Below are 15,617 nucleotides of genomic sequence, written 5' to 3'. Positions count from 1 at the left end.
TGTCGCCTAGTGGCCCCCATCGCGCCATTTCACTGCCGCGCAGTAATTAGGTCGCTTGCGGGGACAAGCAGACATCGAACGGCACGCGAAACTGGCAGCGTCGGTCGAAAATGACCCCGAAGCGGACTCAGTAACCCTGATCGATCAGGAATCAACAGGAAGCTCTGTCGTGGACTTAGTCACAGCCAGAACAATCTCGCTGGTGTAGGCGCGGACGCCGGGGGCGACTTTCAACATCCGCCGCGCAAACTCCTGGTAGTGCGCAACGTCGCGGCTACGGACCAGCAGGATGTAATCGGTGTCGCCCGCGATCAGCATGCACTGCATCACGCGGGGAGACGCCATCATGCGCGCCTCGAATGTGTGCATCATTGCCTCAGTCGGCCCGTCGAGCTTCAAGCGTACGACGGTCAGCAATGGATAGCCAAGCGCCTCGGCCGACAGGAGGGATATCGTGCGCGCGATGACGCCCGCGCTCCTCAAGCGGCGAACGCGCTTTAAGCAGGCCGGAGGCGACAAGCCGACTTGGTCCGCCAAGACTTGGTTTGCGATCAGTGCATCCTGCTGCAAAGTCCGCAGGATTCGCTTGTCGATTTCGTCCAGCGCGAAAGTTTCGCTCGCGAGGGTCTTTTCTTTTCGAAAGTAACTTGGCGTTTTTGCCGCTTTGGATTTCTTCATGCGGTCATTTGTAGGCATTTGGGGCCCCAAAATCACCCCAAAAAAGAAATCTTAAATAGCGGACTCTCGGCTAGTTTGGCCCGCATGAATTCGCAGGCACTTCGGCTCGAACGATCCGCGCCGCTCTCGTCGAGCGGCCTTTCCTTGCGCGGGATCGGCTGGATGCTCCTGCTCGCGGTGATGTGGGGCCTCTCGATCCCGGTCACCAAGTACGGGCTCCAGTCGGCTCCCCCGTTGACGCTGACCGCCATGCGGTTCGCCGTCGCGGTCGTGTTGCTGTTCCTGTGCACGATAGGCAAGCCCGCGCTCGCCTTGAGGGCGCTGCCTCGCGCGGCCGCTCTCGGCGTCTTGGGAATCGGCGTAGGCCAGGTCGCCCAGGCTTTCGGCATCCAGGGCACGACTGCCTCTGTCGGCACGATCATCTCGGCGACGATTCCTATCTTCGTCGTAGTGTTCGCAGCGCTTCGTTTGGGACAGCGGGTCACTAGTCGCCAGCAGCTTGGTCTCTTGGCCGCGTTCGCCGGGATCGGTCTGATCGCGCTCGGACGCGATCAGGCGACCGGCTCGGTGGTCTCATCGGATTTGGTGGGCGCCTTCTGGATGCTGCTCTCGGCGGTCGCGATCGCCTTTTACTACGTCTGGAGCGTCGAACTCACGCGCGAATACGACACCGCCACGATCGCGGCTTGGAGCACGCTCTTCGGCTTTCTCGCGCTCCTGCCATGGTGTGCCTGGGAGATGTCTCATACCGACGTCCACCTCACGGCTGGGGTCGTTGGTGCGGCCGTCTACCTCGGAGTGGCCGTCAGTGTCGCGGGCCTGTTTCTGTGGCTCTACATATTGAAAACGGTTTCCACCCCCGTGGCGGCGAGCGTGCAATATCTCCAGCCGGTATTCGGCATCGCCGCCGCAGCAGCGATGTTCGGAGACGCGCTTGGGCTGCTGTTCGGCGCCGGTGTCGTACTGATCCTGGTCGGTCTCGCTCTGGCGGTGGCCACCCGGCGCAAGGCCGAGGAAGCAGTGCCGCACGAATGAGCCTCATCATCTTCAAGCTGATCCTGACGCCCCTGCTCATCCTGACCGCGTCCTTGGCCGGACGTCGTTGGGGCGACGCCATCGGAGGCTGGCTTGTCGGTCTACCGCTGACGTCCGGACCGGTCGCGGCCTTTCTCGCCGTTCAGTACGGCACGGACTTCGCCGCGACTGCCACCAACGGTTCGCTGGTCGGCACGGCGGCGCAGGCGTGCTTCAGTCTTGGCTACGCCCTGCTTGCCCGGCGAGGTTGGGTAGCCGCCTTGGTGTGCGGAGCCGCAGCCTATGCGGTTGTCGGGCTACAGCTCCAGCTATTGCCGCTGGCACACTAGGGATTTTTTTCGGTCGCCCTGGTCACGCTCACCGCAGCGGCGCGCCTCATTCCGCATCGCTCGGCAATCCGCAACACCGTCCCCACGCCTTGGTGGGATTTGCCTGCGCGCATGCTGATCGCAACGACCATCGTCCTCACTTTGACTGCGGCCGCCGCCTTCGTGGGGGCGAAAACGGCCGGCGTGCTGGCGAGCTTTCCGGTGTTCGGCACCGTCCTGGCGATCTTCGCGCACCGCATCAGTGGGGCCACAATGGCTACCCAGGTGCTGCGGGGCATGGTGCTGGCTCTCTACGGGTTCGCTACGTTCTTCTTCGTCCTCGGTCTTCTGCTGACGACCGCCGGCATCCTGCCCGCGTTCCTTGCAGCCATCGCCGGCACACTGTTGATCCAGACCGGCGCGCTCCGCTTGATCCGGCGCGGTCAGGTACTAAAGGCGGCATGAAACAAGTTGGATAATCCATCGTTTGCAAGATTGCCTTCTGGCCCTAAGCCGATACAGCGCTTAAGCCGTTGTGATGTCAGCTGTCGTCTGCTAAAGCAGACCTATCCACACTCATGACGCCCAGTGGTCCGGCGGCGAACCAATCCCCAATCCATTGACAATCTGACAACCGGCAGCGCCCCGCGCTTGAACAGGGCTGTGCCTCATCTGACCCGCCGCTGCGATCGCAGCGCCCGACAGGAAAACTGGCTGATCTACTACGGCGATGTCCAGGTCGCGAGCATCGGCTCGCGCGCACGCAATCCGACCGAGAGTGACCCGTGGCAATGGCGGCGCGGCATCTATCCCGGATCAGGTCCGGGGCGAATGCACTACTCGAACCGGCTTGTTTCCACGCGACCACTTCCTATCTGGAGCGTATGCAACTCTCCGACATCCACGACCACGCAATCCAAGCCCGAATGGCGGCGGGATGAACGTTGCCATTTTCATTGATCCCTTCCGTTGGCGCGGATTTCGCCTGTTAGCGCAAGCAGAAACCACCCGTCGCTGGACATCGGTTGCCGACCGTAGCTTACGGCCAGCGCATCCGTCACCCGATACATCGCCGGGTGTTGCTGGTTCTTGACCTTCACCCAATGCTTCGATCGGCCGGCTTGATACGGTCGATCGGATGCATCGAGACCACCAGCTCCTCAAGGCCCATGCGGCAGGCCGCCCGGAAGAGCCTAGTCGGTTCAATAGGTTCCTCAGTCCACGGCCTGGACGCAACACGAATTCGCAATTTGGGACACTTCGTCCTATCTCTTCGCGCATGCGTTCATTTGAGTTTTGCCAAGAGGGCAGGGGCATGATCGAACGACCCCATTTCGACTCGTATTCAGTCCCAGCGCGTATCTGTCTTGGCATTGCGATCTTCAGCGCTGCGCTGCTGGTCGCGGCGACACTGCTCATGAATGCCTTCGACATACGTAAGGTCGCGCTCTCCTTATTACGCCCCGCGCCAATGGACATAACGCCAAAGGCCCCACCTCTGGAGGAGAAGAAAAAGAGCTGAGGCGTCTAACCTTGATCAGCGCCCAACCCATCATGCTAGTGCTGTCGATGCCGCCGCCGATCGATCCTTCGACATTCCAGTTGAAATTTGGGCGAACGTCGGCGCCGCGCTTGCCGCAGGCGGTAGCTAAGGTCCAGGGCGCGCGACCGGCTCCCCGTTTCTCATTGGTGGACGATCACGTTTGCGGCCCGCAACGCTCGCCTCAGGCAACGGCCGAGAAGAAAGGACGAATCAGAATCAGAGCGACAGGAACGAGCATTGATCCAAATCAAAGATGGTAAAGGTTGATAGGCATGAAATGGGATTTCGAATGCGCTGGCGTTGGGCGGATGCCGCATGACGACCTACGTTCGTACCTCGTTCCTTTGCACCATAGTGACCCTAGTCCTTTGGAGCGCAGCCGCTGCTCCGTCGCAAGCAGATACCGGTACGCTGCGGGTAATCTTCGGCAAAGGAGGGCTCATCACCGCTGCTGGAGTTGGCCGAGGCGTTCTGACATTTCACAGTAAACAGTATCCCTTTGAAGCGTCTGGCGCGACCGTTGGTACCACACTCGGCGTTTCGGCGAGCGAATTTGGAGGTCGTGCCTTCAACCTTCGCACTCCAAGCGATCTCGCGGGGAGCTACACTGGATTGGGCGTTGGCGCTGCCCTCGGGGCTGGAGCTGGCTGGGTGAGATTGCGAAATGAGAACGGCGTCGTGCTGGTGCTTCGCGGTCCGAAAATTGGCGTGGAGGTGTACGCCAATTGGGGGTGGGTGCGCATCGACATGAAGTAGTCCCGTTCCCGTCCTTCTCTTCGCGCCCTTTTCGATGCAACGAACCTGACGCCGTATTGCACTGGCCGGCGGGACCGACGAGCCGCAACCGCCATGTTCGGACGCCCATGTCGCGCATTTCGCCGAGGGTGATCTTTTGGGATCGCATGGCTCTCGGCCTTACTCTTCCGGCTCTTCCGGTTCAAACCTAACTATTCGAACAGGGCCGTCCCAAAGCTCCACAACGCATTCGTCAACGAGCTGAGGACTGCCTCGCCTGCGACTGCTCACAGCCGCTTGTGGCCCCTCGCGTCATTTGCTGCGTCTGCTCAAAAGCGCTCGCTATCGGGACCGAAACGGACATCGATTGGTAGCGAGCACTCCCGGCTCAGTCGCGAATGACCCGAAGCGGACATCGGGCCGCAAGAGCCTCGGTAAGCCTCGTTTAGACATGATTTAGTTCCTTCCGTTGTCGCCTGCATCATTGGCCTTGGAAGATCGGATCGTCAGGCAACCGCCCGAGATTCTCGAGCTCTATTGCGATGTCGTCGACAAAGATGACGCCGACAAATGTTTCCTTGCCGCGCGACTCGAAAACGACGCGCGAGGCGCCTTGGCCATTGACGACGTACTCGACGCGGAATTTGACCGGACCGCAAAGCTTGGCGATTTCGCTTGCCATCATACCCACGCGTGGCGAAAGCAGCGGGCCCTCGCTCACGGACCCGGTCTGTGACGGCAAGTCGACGCGGAAGAGGTCTTGCGGAACATCCCGTCCGACCATCCTGGCAACGACGCGGCCATCCCTCAAGAACACGCTGACGTCGGCTTCGCCGGCGCGCGCGAACACCCACTGGTCGACGTCGATGCCGAAGAAGGTGTGATGAAGCACGTCAGTCGGTTCTCCAAGAACGCGTCGCACCGCGCTATCTGCCAATCCCGGCCAGGCCTTACGGAGCGAAGAAGAGAGAGCGTCCTTATCCATCCGAAATACGTCGAGCGTGACGCGCGTCACTTTTCCGTCCCTGAGAATGACCTGGCCGCGAATAGCGTCCACAAGTTCGAACTTGCGAATCTGGGCCGTGCCAATGGCGAAATCCGTCTCCCTCGCGGACTTGCCTATGACGCGGATCACATCATCCGCTGTCATTCCCAGATGCAGCTGGCTGGCGGGGGTCGCGACAAAGGTCAAACGCGGCGGCAGCGGCGCCTCGGCCGCCTGTCCCACCGTTAGAGAAAGGCCGATGATCACAGTCGGTGCGAGTAACTTGAAAGTTCTGTGCATGTTGGTCTCCATTGTTGCGCCGTCATCGCTGCCGCGGCGTCGCATCAATAGGCGCGATCGCGGACTCAGACTGATGTGACTGGTTGTCTGGCGTTGCCGGATGGATCCGGGCGGCATGGCCCGCAAAGCTATCGAGCGTCAGTGAGAGCGCGGACGAATAAATCAAGGTCATGACGCGGTCCGCCCACGTCTTGGTCGCACGTGATTACTTGGGCGCGTGCGAAGCGTTTTGCGGCACGATCTCGGTTGGGACGCCGTCGTCAATAGCATCGCGGCGCTCCGCGATGCGGTCGGCGACGTAGCGCGCGTCCTCACTGAGACCGTAGATCAGGCCGGACTTCGCCGTGTGTAGCCATGGCAAGCCGACAAAGAACAATCCGGGAAACGCAGTGACCCCGCGTGTCTGGATCGGAAAGCCATCGCTGTCCGTGACCGGAAGCCTAATCATCGAGAAGTCGAATAAATAGCCGGTCGCCCAGATCACATTGGTGATGCGAGCCGCGCTCAAATCGAGCTCGGTCAGGATTTTCTGATCGAATCCGTCGCACAGAACTGGCAGCGACTCTTCCGGGACTGCCATACTGTTCGCGGCTACATAGGCATCCACCGCCTTGGCGAACTCGGCTTCAGCCCGGTCCGCCGCAGCAAGATTGTCATGCAGGTCGCTGGCGAGCTTCACAATGCCGCCTTCGATTCGTGCAAGGCGGCCGAGCAAGGTGACGCCGTCGCGCGCGAACTGATGCAGGTTGATGGTATGGCCGCCTCTGGTACCGGAGATATGCGGCTTGCCTGCAAACTTCGCCTTCGGTGACGGCAAGTCACTCACATTGCGGTCGTACTGGCCCATCCTGGCGAACCACCAGTTCGCATCCTTGCCGCGGTAGCGCCGCGGCGTTCGCCCAGCGCGGCCGGTCGCGAGATAGACCTTTCGCCCAGACTCATAGAGTTCTTCAGCGATTTGCGCGCCGGACTGCGCGCTGCCGACGACCAGCACGGCGCCGGGCAGAAGTTGTTGCGGATTGCGATATGTGTCGGAGTGAAGTTGGTTGATCTCGGTTGGAAGCTTATGAGCGTGTTGGGGAATCTTCGGCTTCTGATAGAGCCCCGTCGCCACGACGACGTTGCGTGCCTTGATCGTCTCGCCGCCATGAATCGTGACGTCATAGTCAGCTCGCTTGTCGCGCAGGATGCCCGTGACTCGCGCGCCGGTTCGCACCGGCAGGCGGCTTGCCAGCTGTTCGAGATGCGCCACAACCTCCTGCTTCGGCATGAAACCGTGTGGATCGTCTTCGCCATAGCGTACACCGGGAACCCGCGACTGCCAGCGCGGCGTATTCAGCGTGAAGGAATCCCACCGATGGCTGCGCCAGGCATCGCCCGGCCGGTCGGCCTGCTCCAGCACGGCATGTTCGATGGCATGCCTGGTCAGATCGTGGCTGACCGAAAGTCCGGCCTGTCCGCCACCCACGACAAGGGTATTCACTCGTTTGGTCATCGATCATCTCCTCGTCTTCGGGAGCGGCGATGCGGCCGCTCATCGATCGCTTGTCATGGACGCGGAGGTGTTGTCGGCAGGGCGCTGCCACTAGATCGGCATTCGGCATATGATTGTTTACGGAGCATGATAAATCGCCGGAGGCACGCATGGATCGGATGGCGAGCATGGCGGCTTTCACAAAGGTGGTCGGGGCCGGCAGTTTTTCCGCGGCGGCGCGGGACATGCAGGTGTCACAGGCCTTGGTCACCAAGCAGATCCAAGAGCTGGAGGACTGGCTTGGCGCGCGGTTGCTCAACCGCACGACACGGCGCCTCAGTCTGACCGAGGTCGGGACGGCGTTTTATGAGCGCGCCGCGCGAATCCTTGAGGCGGTTGAGGAAGCTAGGAATGCAGCCGGCGCGTTGCATATGGCGCCGCGAGGCAGGCTGCGTATCAACGCGCCCGTCTCGTTCGGTTTGCTTCATTTGGCGCCGGCCATTACTGACTTCCTTCAACGCTTTCCCGACATTTCCGTGGAGATGCTGGTGAACGACCGCGTGGTCGATCTGCTCGAGGGCGAGTTCGATGTGGGCGTGCGCATCGGACGGCTGCGCGACTCCAGTCTGATTGCGCGACGCATCGCGCCGGTCCGGCTCGCGGTTTGCGCCGCGCCCGACTATCTCGTGCGGCGTGGCGCGCCGAAGACACCCGACGACCTAGCAAGGCACGATTGTCTTGAGTACACCTATTTCGAAAGCCGCGGCGAATGGCGTCTGCTCGCTCCGAACGGTAAGGAAATCGTTGTTCCGGTGTCGGGCCGCTACCTCGCGAACAACGCCGATGTGTTGCGCACGACTGCGATTGCCGGCGGCGGTGTCATCCTGCTTCCAACATTCATTATCGGTGAGGACTTGCGCGCCGGCCGGTTGGTGCGCTTGTTGCCTGACTTTCCGCCGCCGGAGCAGGGACTGCATGCGCTCTATCCGCCCGGCCGGCATCTCTCGGTTAAGGTGCGGAGCTTTGTGGATTTTCTGGTCGATCGCTTCGGCGGCGAGCCGCCATGGGATCACGCTTGAAATTTGCCTCCGGGCCTAGCTCCACAAATATTAAGTGAATGTCAGCTTTTGATGCTGTGGACGGCTCCTCCAGGGGCACGAGAGTGCCAAGGAGTGGGCGCCGTTTGAGGCTCCCACGATTCGGAGGAGCAGCCTATGCAGTCAATTTCGACAATCGGCCTGGCTCGAGCGGGGGCAAGGACAAGCTTGGCAGTATCAGCAAGCAAGGCGGTTGCTATTTGCGCAGCCTGTTTGCAGCTGGCGCACTCCTATCCTCTGGCCGAAACTGCATAAAGAATAATCAAGAATGGTGCTGGTTCCTTTGGTCGCCGGGGATATATGGTCGCGCCATGTCGGAGGTGACCAAATTCCGCTGTCCCACTTGCGATGCGGAGTACCTAGTTGTCCGCGTCGAGGCGCTCCCCACCCATGACGATCCACTGGTTTGTCTTGGCTGCGGTGGCCTCTACAAAACCGAGATGGCAAGTTTGTGCTCAAGTATTTCCGCAAGTCAGGCTCAAATTCCATAAATGGCCGCAAGCCGAGACTGCGCTAAGGCCGTCTCAGTTGGCGGCCTCTTTCATTTCAAATGTCGCCTGTTGGCCCATCGCGTCATTTGCTGCTTCTGCACAAATGCGGGCGCTATCGGGACCGAAGCGGACATCGATTGGTAGCGAGCACTGCCCGGCTCAAAACGCGAATGACCCTGAGCGGACCTCGCGCCATTGCGTCATGTGACGCATCTGACGGCAAGCCGTGCTTGGATAAGCTACTTTAATCCGATCACCATCGAATCCGCACCGACAAGCGGTTCGACCCGCGTTCTTGAAAAGCCGGCCTCGCGCATCCAAGCCTGACAGTCTTCTCCTGTATAGTCGAACCCACCGGCAGTCTCGATCAGCATATTCAGGCTCATCATGAGACCGAAAGCGTTTTCGCGGCGATCGTCATCGATGATGGCATCGTAAACAATGATCACGCCGCCCTTCGGTAGAGCATCAAATGCCTTGCCGAGAAGCACCTTTTTCTGGGCAAGGTCCCAATCATGGAGGATGTGCCCCATGACGATGACATCAACTTTCGGCAAAGGGTCCTCGAAGAAACTTCCACCCTGAAACCGCACTCGGTCCTTCACTCCGCGGCGAGCAATAAATTCCTCGAAGACCGGTTTGACCGGGGGAAGGTCGAAGCCGATTCCGGTGAGGTGGGGGTGGGCATGGGCGAGAGTGGCAGGTACCATGCCCTGAGCTGAACCAAGATCCATGAAGGTCTTGTAGTCTCTCCAAGGGAAGTTGGCGGCGATGGCCTGGGCCGAACCCGCGCTCACTCCACTCATCGCGTTCAGAAACCCCCTCAACTTTTCCGGATCGGCATAAAGCGCCGCAAAGATGTCCTGTCCTCCGCCCTTGCTCTCGTTCTGCAATTCGCCGGTGTGCAGGGCCTCCGTGAGCGATCCCCAGAAGCCATAGAGCCGCGCATTCGCCATCTCCAGAACACCGCCAATATAGGATGGCTTGGCTCGATCGAGAAACAGGTCGGTGTCTGAGGCGTTGCTGTAGATACCGTTCTCGCGCTTCAGCAGCTTGAGTGCCACCAGCGCATCGAGGAAGTCGCGGGCAGATCGCTGATGCAACGCAAGCTTTTTTTGAAGCGTCGGCAGGTCGGCGGGGGCATTGGCCAACGTGCTGAACACGCCCAGTTCGACGGCGCTCAAGAGCGTCTTGGATGCCCAAAAGCCCATGCCGACCTGCATGATATGTTCCGGTGTTGCTGTGCTCATGACCTGACCCTCGAATTGGTTGTCACTTGGAACGGCAGGATAGTTGCGAAGTCTCGTGACGGCGTCATTTCAATAACGGCCAAACAATTGCGGTCGTAACATCCGGCTCGCTAGATGCTATCGGCGCAGATTGATGGTCTTCAGGTCGGCTCCTGGCCCGAATGCGAAGAGGCGCAAGAGATGGCACAGGTCTGCTGTGAGGGTAGACCTGTCGCAAGGCCGCCTCGACCGCCGCTTGTGACCCGTTACAGACTCGGTTAGCTTGCGAAAATTGTTACGGATCATGAGCCGCCACTCGGGGTCTCCGCCGGCACCGCCGGAGCGCTCACCGGCGGGCCGCGGCAGGGCGTTCCACCAGCTCGGGTTCACGTTCAAAGTGAAGGAGTTCATGACCGAAAGTCACCCAGGGATGCCGTGTCGTCTCCCACACGGATACCGGGGGCCAGGGCATCGACGGATCTGCGAATGCGCCAAGGGCAATGCCGATAAGGTCCGGGAAATGTTCCGAGTACCAGAACACCGTGGAACCGCACTCGGGGCAGAAATGCTGTTCGATCTTTCGCCCCGAGTTGCTGCCGCGCACGTAGACCTTGCTCGGCCCCTCGGCGCGCACCTGCTCTCTCGGGAAATAGGTGCCGACGCCAAAGGCCGAGCCAGTACGGCGTTGGCACTCCGCGCAATGACACACTCCCAGAAGCGCCGGCTCGCCGGTCACCTCCGTGCGCAGCGACCCGCAGCTGCAGTGTGCGATCCTTGTCATAGCTAATCTCCCAGAGAGAGGTTCGCGTTGGCGCCAATCTGCGGCCGCCAAACTACGGTTCAATTGCAGCTCACGGGAGATGAGTTTCAAACGTAACTGAACAGGTTTGGCAAACTGGGCGAGACTGGCGTTTAGGTGATAGGGTGTCGAAGGCCCAAGGCACTTCCGCTCATGGCCCTTCGCGTCATTTCGCGGCGACGCAGTATTTTGGTCGCTTTCGGCGCGAAGCGGACACTGACGGCCGTGCGGCCTTAACGAGCACCGACGCGATTGACCCAACGCGGACATTAGTTGGACGGTTGACTGCCCCGTAGGGCTCGACGTGCTTTTCTTGGCGCGACGGAAGCTGCCGCGCCAAGTCATTTTTATAGCGAAGCTGCAAAGCGGAGGCTGATGAAGATCAGATAGGCGGACAGCGCGATCTCCATCTGGCGCTTCTGCATGTGATGGGCGAGGTTGACGCCATAGTGCACCGTGATCAGGCTGAGCGGCGTCAACAACGCAAAGCCGATCATCGAGACATAGCCGAGCGAAAGCGGCGGCAAATCCGGATGATTCCAGCCAGCTATGACATAACCGAGCGCGCCGGGGATCGAGACGAACAGTCCCACGCCCGAAGCGGTTGCGATCGCCGCATGGATGGGAAAGCGGTGGAGGCTAAGCGCGACGTTGGCGACCAACCCGCCGCCGATGCCCATCAGCGAAGCGGAGGTGCCGATCAGAACGCCATAGCAGCTCATCCTACCCGTACCAGGCAAACCGTTACCGAGCCGCCATTTGTCCTTGCCAGCGAGCAGCCTGACGGCCAGTAACAGGCAGACAATGATGAAGACAGCCTTGAACAGCATGGGCTTTGCCACCGACGCGGCAAAAATGCCGCCGAGGACGCCGACCGCAATTGGGAGCGCCCACGCCTTCAGCACGCTGATGTCCACTGCGCCCTTGCGGTAGTGGCCGATGAAAGAGGAGATTGACGTCGGTACGATGACCGCGAGCGAGGTCCCCACGCATAAGGGCATCAGAACATCGTCGGGCACGCCATAAAGCTTGAAGACCTCGTAGAGGACGGGAACGATAACGGTGCCGCCGCCGACGCCAAACAGTCCCGCCAGTATTCCCGTGCAAGCGCCCGCTGCCGCGAGCGCGGCTGCGAGCCATGCGGTTTGACTAAGCGCAAGCGCACCCATCTGCAATCTCCTCGGTCATGAAAATACTTTGGAGGGAAGAACCGAACCCCACGATGTCGCTTGCTGATAGGCATGCGCGAGTTGGAGACAGGCGAAATCGCGATTGCCGGGTGCCATGATTTGCAGCCCCATCGGCAGGCCTTGTGCCGAAAATCCAGCCGGCACGTTGACGACCGGGCAGCCGGCCAGCGTTGCGTAGATCGTCACCTCCATCCAGCGATGGTAGGTGTCCATGTGGCGTCCGCCGATCTCGTTTGGCCAGTTCACGCCTGCGTCGAACGGGAAGCATTGTGCCGTCGGCAGCGCTAGGAAGTCGCAGGTTTTGAACAGCCGCTCCAACGCCCGGCACCAATCGGCACGCCGTCCCGAGGCTTCCAGCACATCGATCGCCGACAGGCGCATGGCCCGCTCGACCTCCCAGCACGCCTCTTGCTTCATCAGCGCGCGCTTGGCCGAATCGGCGTAGCGGCCGGCTAGCGGGCCGCCGGTCAACCAGGCACGCAGGGTGATCCAGTCCTCCCACAATTGCTCGAGCGGATAGTCGATGCGAACTGGCTCGACTTCGCAGCCGATGTTCGCAAATGCGCTCAATGCCTTCTCGCAGAGATCGATCACGCCCGTCTCGAAGGGCAGATGGCCACCGAGATCGCCGAGCCAGCCGATACGAGTGCCGCGCATGTCCCCAGTCAGCCGTTCGCGGAAGCAGGTCGAGGTCTGCCCTTCGGCCGGTTGCGACCACGCCGTTTCGTTCGTTTGCACGGCAAACAACATGGCGAGGTCTTCGACCGAGCGCGCCATCGCTCCGACGGTGGCGAGCGAGGGCAGATGCGGATCGCGTCCTTCGGGCGGCATCCGCCCCGGTGTCGGCCGCAGCGAAAACTGGTTGTTGTAGGCGGCCGGATTGCGGATCGAGCCGGCGCTGTCGCTGCCATCGGCGACCGGTAGCATACGCGTAGCAAGCGCAACCGCTGCGCCGCCGCTGCTGCCCCCTGAGGTGCGCTTGCGGTCATACGCATTCAGTGTGGTGCCGAAAACCGGATTATAGGTCTGCGATCCCAGCCCGAACTCGGCCGTGTTCGTCTTGCCGAGAAGAATTGCTCCGGACTGCTTCATCCGCTGCACGAACACGGCGTCGCGTGTCGGAATCGAATCCTTGTGCAGCGGCGAGCCGAGCGTCGTGCGCAATCCCTTGGTCGGCGCCAGATCCTTGATCGCCTGCGGAATGCCATGCAGCCAACCCTGGCGCTGGCGGCGCGCCGACAGCGTGTCCTTCTCGCATGCTTCGGCCAGAAGTTCCGGACGGCCGCGCAGTGACACGATCGCGTTGTAGAAGGGGTTCGTCCGCTCGATGTGATCGAGATAGATTGTCGCAACCTCCACGCAGGAGATTTCGCGCGCTGCAATCAAATCCGACAGCGCACAGGCGCCGAGATCGAGAATGTCGGCGCTCGGGTTCGGCGCAAGAGTGGCGCCGACGAATTCGGGGTTCACCGCCGCGGTCGAACGGACGTTGTGGTGATCGTGGAACATGTCATGCCCCCAGATACTGGCGGGCATTGCTGGTGGGCTGGCCGTCATCGAGGGCGGCTCCGCCGAACAGCCGGCGCCAGGCGTTCCGAAGAATTGCGCTCAAAAAGACGCTGCGCGAGATCTGCGCGGCCATCCAGACATCGCTGAAATGTGTGCCGGATTTTGTGGAGTTATCTGCCTGCATGGCATGAACACCTTATGATGAGTGAATCAAGAGTCCTTCTGTTGAGTCCTTCTGTTGCCGAAAGCGGAGGCGACCAAGCGGATTGCGCGTGTCGGGTTGTGCGCTGGACTCGTGCTGGCCGCGAACGATTTGCCGCGCCCCACGAGCGCGAAAAAACCGGGCACAGCTTGGAGATACCAGCGAGAAATGTCGTGAAACGTTGCTTAAAAAGTTGCAAAATGTTGCCGAGTTGAGGCGTGGTACGACATGGATAGCGTCTACAAGCTCGGCCCGTTTCGCCTTGATATTTCGTCAGAAATCCTCTTCCGGGGTGCCGAACCCGTACCGGTCGGGCGGCGAGCTGTTGGCGTGCTGCGGGCCTTGGTCGAGCATCCGGGGATTCCGGTCTCGAAGAATGCCCTGATGCAGGCCGCGTGGCCAGGTTTGGCAGTTGAGGAGGGCAACCTCACCGTTCAAATCGCGGCCCTACGCCGCGCCCTTGGCGAGGAGCCGGGTGGAGGCCGCTGGATCGAGACACTACCTCGCCACGGCTACCGGTTTGTCGGTCCAATTTCCAAACCGGACGAGCCGCTCGTTTCACCGACGATAGGGCGAAGACCGCCACTTGCCGACAAGCCATCGATTGCCGTTTTACCCTTTCAGAATCTGAGCGGTGATGCAGATCAGGATTATTTTGCGGACGGAATGGTTGAGGAGATCATCACCGCGCTTGGCCGGATCAAACGGCTCTTTGTCATCGCTCGCAATTCGAGCTTTACCTACAAAGGTCGGGCCGTCGATGTGAAGCAGATCGGGCGCGAGCTGGGCGTCAGATATGTTCTGGAAGGGTCGGTTCGCAAATCGGGCGGTCGGGTACGTATTACCGGACAGCTTATCGACGCTATTAGTGGCACTCATCTGTGGGCCGATCATTTCGACGGCTCTCTTGAATCCGTTTTCGAGCTTCAGGACAGAGTTGCCATCAGTGTTGCCGGCGTCATTGAACCCGCGCTGGAGGCCGCTGAAATACGTCGCTCCGCCCGTCAGCCAACCACTGATCTCACCGCCTATGACCTCTATCTCCGGGCGAAAGCGAGCGCCATGGCCTGGGACAAGGAACAGGTGTTGCAGGCCCTCGATCTGTATGAGCAAGCGGTCGCACGCGATCCCGAATATGCGTCGGCACTGTCAGAAGCCGCCTATTGCCGGACCGTTCTCGACGTGAATGGTTGGACGAATGATCTCTCGCGAAATCGTAAAGAGAGCCTCAATCTCGCTGGCCGTGCTCTCCGGGCCAGCGGCGATGATGCCTTTGTCCTTGGTAACGTCTCCCATGTCCTTGGTTATTTCGAGTGCGACATCGACCCAGCTTTGTCCCTAATGGATCGAGCGTTGGAGTTAGATCCGAGTTTTGCTTTAGGCTGGTTGCGAAGCGGGTGGCTCCGCCTCTGGGCCGGTCAAGCTGATGTCGCTGTCGAGCACTTCGAAAGGTCCTTGTGCCTGAATCCCTTGCGCCGGGCACCAGCCACGTTCGGGATTGCCGTCGCTCACTTTTTCTGCCGGCGATTGGAGATGGCCGCCAGCATGCTGCAACTCTCTCTAAAGGAGTATCCGAGCTGGCCCCCGTGCCACCGCTTCCTTGCGGCGTGCTACGCCCAGTTGGGGCGGCTCGAAGACGCGCGCAATGTTGTCAATAAACTCAAGGAAATCACGCCGGTTCTTATTCCAAACGTCGCGCATTGGAGGATACCCGAGCAGCAAGAGTTCTACCTCATGGGATTACGTCGAGCGATCAGCGAAACCGAATAACTCTCTAGCAATCGTCATTTTCGTTATGAGCCTGGCGCGCAAATGTTGGACACTTCCGCTTCTGGCCCTTCAGAAACCTGCCAACAGCCCGGTCGCAACGTCTGCTGCTCGGAGTAGACCGGAAGTGGCGGCTTGATCGCTAAAACGGCACTCATGACCCCGAGCCGACTTCGGCTGATCGAAATCGGCGATACAGCGGGCTCTTGCAGCGTCTTCAGCTGGTTTGTGAACCCCGCAGCTCAATTTGGAACTCCATCGAAAGGAAGGCCCCC

15 protein-coding genes are annotated in these 15,617 nt (G+C 60.5%); 6 read left to right on the top strand and 9 right to left on the bottom strand.

Going from position 1 to position 15,617, the window contains the following annotated elements:
* Nucleotides 1-144: 144 nt before the first annotated feature.
* Nucleotides 145-678 carry an Lrp/AsnC family transcriptional regulator gene (locus tag SO156_RS17015; RefSeq protein ID WP_458150890.1) on the bottom strand — a complete coding sequence of 178 codons (534 nt, stop codon included), beginning with the start codon at nt 676-678 and terminating at the stop codon, nt 145-147.
* A gap of 84 nt (nt 679-762) precedes the next feature.
* Here SO156_RS17015 and SO156_RS17010 point away from each other — a divergent pair, with 84 nt between their 5' ends.
* The 4 genes from SO156_RS17010 (at nt 763) to SO156_RS16995 (ending at nt 3,543) form a co-directional block, all read left to right on the top strand.
* Nucleotides 763-1,713: a DMT family transporter gene (locus tag SO156_RS17010; protein ID WP_498535594.1), complete on the top strand. Its 951-nt coding sequence runs from the start codon at nt 763-765 to the stop codon at nt 1,711-1,713.
* Entirely contained in the window at nt 1,710-2,042 is a 333-nt protein-coding gene (locus SO156_RS17005; RefSeq protein ID WP_498535593.1) for a hypothetical protein, read from the top strand. The genes SO156_RS17010 and SO156_RS17005 overlap by 4 nt, the downstream gene beginning before the upstream one ends.
* A gap of 111 nt (nt 2,043-2,153) precedes the next feature.
* A complete protein-coding gene (locus SO156_RS17000; protein ID WP_498535592.1) occupies nt 2,154-2,486 on the top strand; it encodes a hypothetical protein in 333 nt (110 codons plus the stop codon).
* An 850-nt stretch (nt 2,487-3,336) separates the two neighbouring features.
* Entirely contained in the window at nt 3,337-3,543 is a 207-nt protein-coding gene (locus tag SO156_RS16995) for a hypothetical protein (RefSeq protein ID WP_458150894.1), read from the top strand.
* 1,237 nt (nt 3,544-4,780) lie between these two features.
* On the opposite strand, the gene SO156_RS16990 is transcribed toward SO156_RS16995, so the two are convergent.
* Genes SO156_RS16990 through SO156_RS16980 form a run of 3 tightly spaced genes read right to left on the bottom strand, consistent with a single transcriptional unit; the run spans nt 4,781 to nt 7,079 of the window.
* Nucleotides 4,781-5,584, bottom strand: coding sequence for a hypothetical protein (locus tag SO156_RS16990; protein ID WP_498535591.1), 804 nt, complete (start codon nt 5,582-5,584; stop codon nt 4,781-4,783).
* A gap of 22 nt (nt 5,585-5,606) precedes the next feature.
* The gene (locus SO156_RS16985) at nt 5,607-5,756 is read right to left on the bottom strand and encodes a hypothetical protein (protein ID WP_498535590.1); all 150 of its coding nucleotides are present in this window, start codon (nt 5,754-5,756) and stop codon (nt 5,607-5,609) included.
* A 33-nt stretch (nt 5,757-5,789) separates the two neighbouring features.
* A complete protein-coding gene (locus tag SO156_RS16980; RefSeq protein WP_498535589.1) occupies nt 5,790-7,079 on the bottom strand; it encodes a flavin-containing monooxygenase in 1,290 nt (429 codons plus the stop codon).
* A gap of 158 nt (nt 7,080-7,237) precedes the next feature.
* On the opposite strand from SO156_RS16980, the gene SO156_RS16975 reads away from it, so the two are divergent.
* A complete protein-coding gene (locus SO156_RS16975) occupies nt 7,238-8,137 on the top strand; it encodes a LysR family transcriptional regulator (RefSeq protein WP_498535588.1) in 900 nt (299 codons plus the stop codon).
* Nucleotides 8,138-8,885: 748 nt separating this feature from the next.
* Here SO156_RS16975 and SO156_RS16970 read toward each other — a convergent pair.
* The 5 genes from SO156_RS16970 to SO156_RS16950 form a co-directional block, all read right to left on the bottom strand.
* Complete coding sequence (locus tag SO156_RS16970; RefSeq protein WP_458150899.1) at nt 8,886-9,896, bottom strand: methyltransferase; 1,011 nt, start codon at nt 9,894-9,896, stop codon at nt 8,886-8,888.
* 325 nt (nt 9,897-10,221) lie between these two features.
* A complete protein-coding gene (locus tag SO156_RS16965; RefSeq protein ID WP_498535587.1) occupies nt 10,222-10,656 on the bottom strand; it encodes a GFA family protein in 435 nt (144 codons plus the stop codon).
* Nucleotides 10,657-11,021: 365 nt separating this feature from the next.
* Nucleotides 11,022-11,843 (bottom strand): sulfite exporter TauE/SafE family protein, encoded by an 822-nt coding sequence (locus SO156_RS16960; RefSeq protein ID WP_458150901.1) that lies wholly within the window; start codon nt 11,841-11,843, stop codon nt 11,022-11,024.
* Between the two features lie 15 nt (nt 11,844-11,858).
* A complete protein-coding gene (locus tag SO156_RS16955; protein WP_498535586.1) occupies nt 11,859-13,373 on the bottom strand; it encodes an amidase in 1,515 nt (504 codons plus the stop codon).
* A gap of 1 nt (nt 13,374) precedes the next feature.
* On the bottom strand, nt 13,375-13,557 hold the full coding sequence (locus tag SO156_RS16950) for a hypothetical protein (RefSeq protein WP_498535585.1): 183 nt from the start codon (nt 13,555-13,557) through the stop codon (nt 13,375-13,377).
* A gap of 246 nt (nt 13,558-13,803) precedes the next feature.
* On the opposite strand from SO156_RS16950, the gene SO156_RS16945 reads away from it, so the two are divergent.
* On the top strand, nt 13,804-15,345 hold the full coding sequence (locus SO156_RS16945) for a winged helix-turn-helix domain-containing tetratricopeptide repeat protein (RefSeq protein ID WP_458150904.1): 1,542 nt from the start codon (nt 13,804-13,806) through the stop codon (nt 15,343-15,345).
* Nucleotides 15,346-15,617 lie beyond the last annotated feature (272 nt).

The organism is Bradyrhizobium sp. UFLA05-125 (assembly GCF_059803515.1).
This window is presented reverse-complemented; position numbering and strand designations above follow the sequence as displayed.